General features: G+C 38.4%; 4 protein-coding genes. 3 read left to right on the plus strand and 1 reads right to left on the minus strand.

The annotated features are described in order from the left end of the window. Positions 1 to 178: 178 nt before the first annotated feature. The gene (locus QL995_RS21530) at positions 179 to 1039 is read right to left on the minus strand and encodes a YicC/YloC family endoribonuclease (protein ID WP_002958889.1); all 861 of its coding nucleotides are present in this window, start codon (positions 1037 to 1039) and stop codon (positions 179 to 181) included. 179 nt (positions 1040 to 1218) lie between these two features. Here QL995_RS21530 and rph point away from each other — a divergent pair, with 179 nt between their 5' ends. Genes rph through QL995_RS21545 form a run of 3 tightly spaced genes read left to right on the plus strand, consistent with a single transcriptional unit; the run spans position 1219 to position 3032 of the window. Beyond that, positions 1219 to 1932 carry a ribonuclease PH gene (gene rph, locus QL995_RS21535; RefSeq protein WP_002958890.1) on the plus strand — a complete coding sequence of 238 codons (714 nt, stop codon included), beginning with the start codon at positions 1219 to 1221 and terminating at the stop codon, positions 1930 to 1932. 18 nt (positions 1933 to 1950) lie between these two features. Then, positions 1951 to 2595 (plus strand): orotate phosphoribosyltransferase, encoded by a 645-nt coding sequence (pyrE, locus tag QL995_RS21540; RefSeq protein WP_290295069.1) that lies wholly within the window; start codon positions 1951 to 1953, stop codon positions 2593 to 2595. 56 nt (positions 2596 to 2651) lie between these two features. After that, positions 2652 to 3032: a diacylglycerol kinase gene (locus QL995_RS21545; RefSeq protein ID WP_007583384.1), complete on the plus strand. Its 381-nt coding sequence runs from the start codon at positions 2652 to 2654 to the stop codon at positions 3030 to 3032. Positions 3033 to 3571: the final 539 nt, after the last annotated feature.

Here is a 3571-nt window from a genome sequence, read left to right on the forward strand (position 1 = left end):
AAACGGCTAATATTACCGGAGAAAAGAAAGCGAAAAGCTTATCCGCGAACGGTGCTCGCAAAGACACAAAAATATCCAGTTAGGTATAAACGAAAAAACACCACTCGTTCTTAAACGAGTGGTGTTAAGCCTAGCCCGGGTTTTGATAAGTTATGAATATGCCATAATTGGCTGAAAACTATTCAATATTTTGAATTTGTTCTCTCATTTGTTCAATCAATACTTTTAACTCTACAGCGGCAGTAGTGATGTCACTATTGATAGACTTAGATGCTAGCGTGTTAGCTTCACGATTAAATTCTTGCATCATAAAATCTAGGCGGCGGCCGCATGCGCCACCTTTTTTAAGGATTTTTTTAGTTTCTTTAACGTGAGACTTTAAACGATCTAATTCTTCAGCTACATCTTGTTTTTGAGCAAGATAAATAAGTTCTTGTTCAAGGCGTGACTCGTCAATGTTTGCTGTTAAGTCTTCTAGCTTTTGAGCCAGTTTTTCACGTTGCCACTTAGCAATCTCAGGCATGTGCGTTTCTACAATTTCTACTTGCTCTAAAATCGCATCAAGGCGGATTGCTATCATTTCTTCAAGGTTTGCACCTTCATCGCCACGAGCTGATTTAAAATCTTCGATTACTTGATCAAGACCAGCAATTAGTGCTGTATTAACGCTATCCATATCAAGTTCTTCAGCTTCCATAACACCAGGCCAACGTAATATATCAACAGGATTAATGTCGCCATTACTTTGCTGTTGAACCCATTTCGCGCTATTTATAAGTTGCTCAGCAAGGGCTTGGTTAATTGATAGCTCACCAACATGGGCAGGATTTGCTACAAACTTTAAAAAAACCTCAACTTTACCGCGTTGTAAGTGTTTGCGTAAACGCTCACGAATAACTGGCTCCATGCCACGAAATTGCTCTGGTGCGCGAATAAATGTTTCAAGGTAACGCTGGTTCACTGAACGAACTTCCCAAGTGCCAGTTCCCCAATCGCCTTTTATTTCGCGACGCGCATAAGCTGTCATACTGTGGATCATGGATATTTTCCTAAATTTATAAATACAATATTACGATGATTATACCGTAACACCGCTTAAGCTCTAGGGAAAATTTAATACACTGAATATTTTGCATACAGCTATTTATTTAAATCAGCATGGTATCTATACCCACATACACTTATAATGTCGCAAATTCTGAATTAAGGGGATCGTCAATGCGTCCAAGCGAAAGAACACCTAACCAAATTAGACCTGTTACATTTACACGTAATTATACTTTGCATGCTGAAGGCTCAGTACTTGTTGAGTTTGGTAACACCAAAGTACTTTGTACAGCTACTGTCGAATCGGGCGTTCCTCGTTTCATGAAAGGTCAGGGTAAAGGTTGGATCAATGCTGAATACGGTATGTTACCGCGAGCAACGCATACGCGTAATGCTCGAGAAGCTGCACGTGGTAAGCAGGGCGGTCGTACTATGGAAATTCAACGTTTAATTGCACGTGCACTTCGTGCTGCTGTTGATTTAAAAGCACTTGGCGAAAACACAATCACTATCGACTGTGATGTAATTCAAGCAGATGGCGGTACACGTACTGCTTCTATAAGTGGTGCATGTGTTGCACTTGTTGATGCGCTAACGCATATGCGTGCCAAGGGTATGATTAATTCAAACCCACTTAAACATATGATTGCGGCTATTTCAGTAGGTATATACAAAGGCCAAGCAATTAGCGATTTAGAATATATTGAAGATTCAGCAGCAGAAACTGATATGAATGTAATTTTAACCGAAACAGGTAAAATTATAGAAATTCAAGGTACAGCCGAAGGCGAACCTTTCTCGTTTGATGAGCTAGATGAGTTACTTACTTTAGCTAAACATTCTATTCGTGAAATCATTGACGTACAAAAGCAAGCATTAGCATAAATAGGTAGGCCACTAGATATGAAAGATTATCAAAAAGAGTTTATAGAATTTGCCCTAGAGAAGCAGGTATTAAAATTTGGTGAGTTTACTTTAAAGTCAGGGCGAATAAGTCCGTACTTTTTTAATGCCGGTTTATTTAATACAGGCCGTGATTTAGCGCGTTTAGGTCGATTTTATGCTGCTGCATTAGAAGACTCAGCGATAGAGTATGATGTATTATTTGGCCCTGCATATAAAGGTATCCCAATAGCGACAACAACAGCTGTTGCATTAGCTGATCACCATAATAAAGATGTACCGTACTGTTTTAACCGTAAAGAGAAAAAAGCACACGGTGAAGGTGGAACATTAGTAGGCTCAGAACTCAATGGCAAAATAATGCTAGTTGATGATGTAATTACCGCAGGTACCGCTATTCGTGAGTCCATGGAAATTATTGCACAAAATGGTGCAGACCTTAGTGGTGTTTTAATTGCATTAGATCGCCAAGAAAAAGGTAAAGCCGAGTTATCAGCTATTCAAGAAGTTGAACGCGACTTTAATACCACAGTAATCTCTATTGTAAAATTAGCAGACCTTATTAGTTACCTTGAAAACCAAGGGACGATGGGCGAGCATTTAGCCTCAGTTAAAGCTTACCGTGATCAATACGGCGTAGCATAAATAAAAAGCCTCGCAGTGCGGGGCTTTATTTTGACCTTCATTCATAGAGTTTATTAATGAAAGATGTATTAAAACCAAATGGCTTAGGCCTCAAACGCGTTTTCAAAGCAACCTATTGCTCCTATCTTGGCTTTAAAGCAGCATTTAAAGAAGAAGCTGCATTTAGACAAGAGCTATTACTAAGCCTTATATTATTCCCCACTTCATTTTGGCTTGCTTCATCATTATTACACTGGGCAATACTAATTAGCTCACTGCTTATTATTCTAATAGTTGAATTGCTAAACTCTGCCATTGAAGCATTAACAGATCGAGTAAGTACAGAATTGCATGTATTGTCAGGTAGAGCCAAAGATATGGGATCTGCAGCCGTAACACTTTCATTAACGATCGTATTGATCATATGGGGTGTAAGTCTTTATATGAAGATCGTTTAAGCTCACTTTTAATATTTGTGAAGTTTAAATACCTTTAGTTGTTAATAATTTGCTAGTTATGTTGTGTTTTTAACGTGTTTAGCTCAAATACTCAGCGAACAGCACATTATTTCAAGTTTTCTTAAAAAAAGGGTTGATCTGTTTTCGGATCTCCCTATAATGCGACCCCACTGAGACGGGAAACGCCAACGCATAGCGAGGAGCGAACTACTCAGAGAGTTAAATAAAACTTCGGTTTTAAATCTTCCAAAAGAAAGTTTAAAATTAAGTGTTGACTCGAAAAATAAAGGGTGTATTATTCGCATCCCTTGAGACGCTAAAGCGACTCAAAACGTTCTTTAACAATATAAAGCAATCATCTGTGTGGGCACTCGTACAGATTGAGTTCTAACAGCCAACCTACTTAGGTAGCGAGGCAAACAAATTAGAGTCTCAATTGAAAACTGAGTGACCAACAGAATAGTTATTTCGGTAATTATTCGGCACAGTCAATTCAATATCGAAAGATATTAAAATAAATTCAGAATTCATTGAGCTGT

This window comes from Pseudoalteromonas sp. APC 3358 (assembly GCF_030408075.1).
Classification (GTDB): Bacteria; Pseudomonadota; Gammaproteobacteria; order Enterobacterales; family Alteromonadaceae; genus Pseudoalteromonas; species Pseudoalteromonas arctica.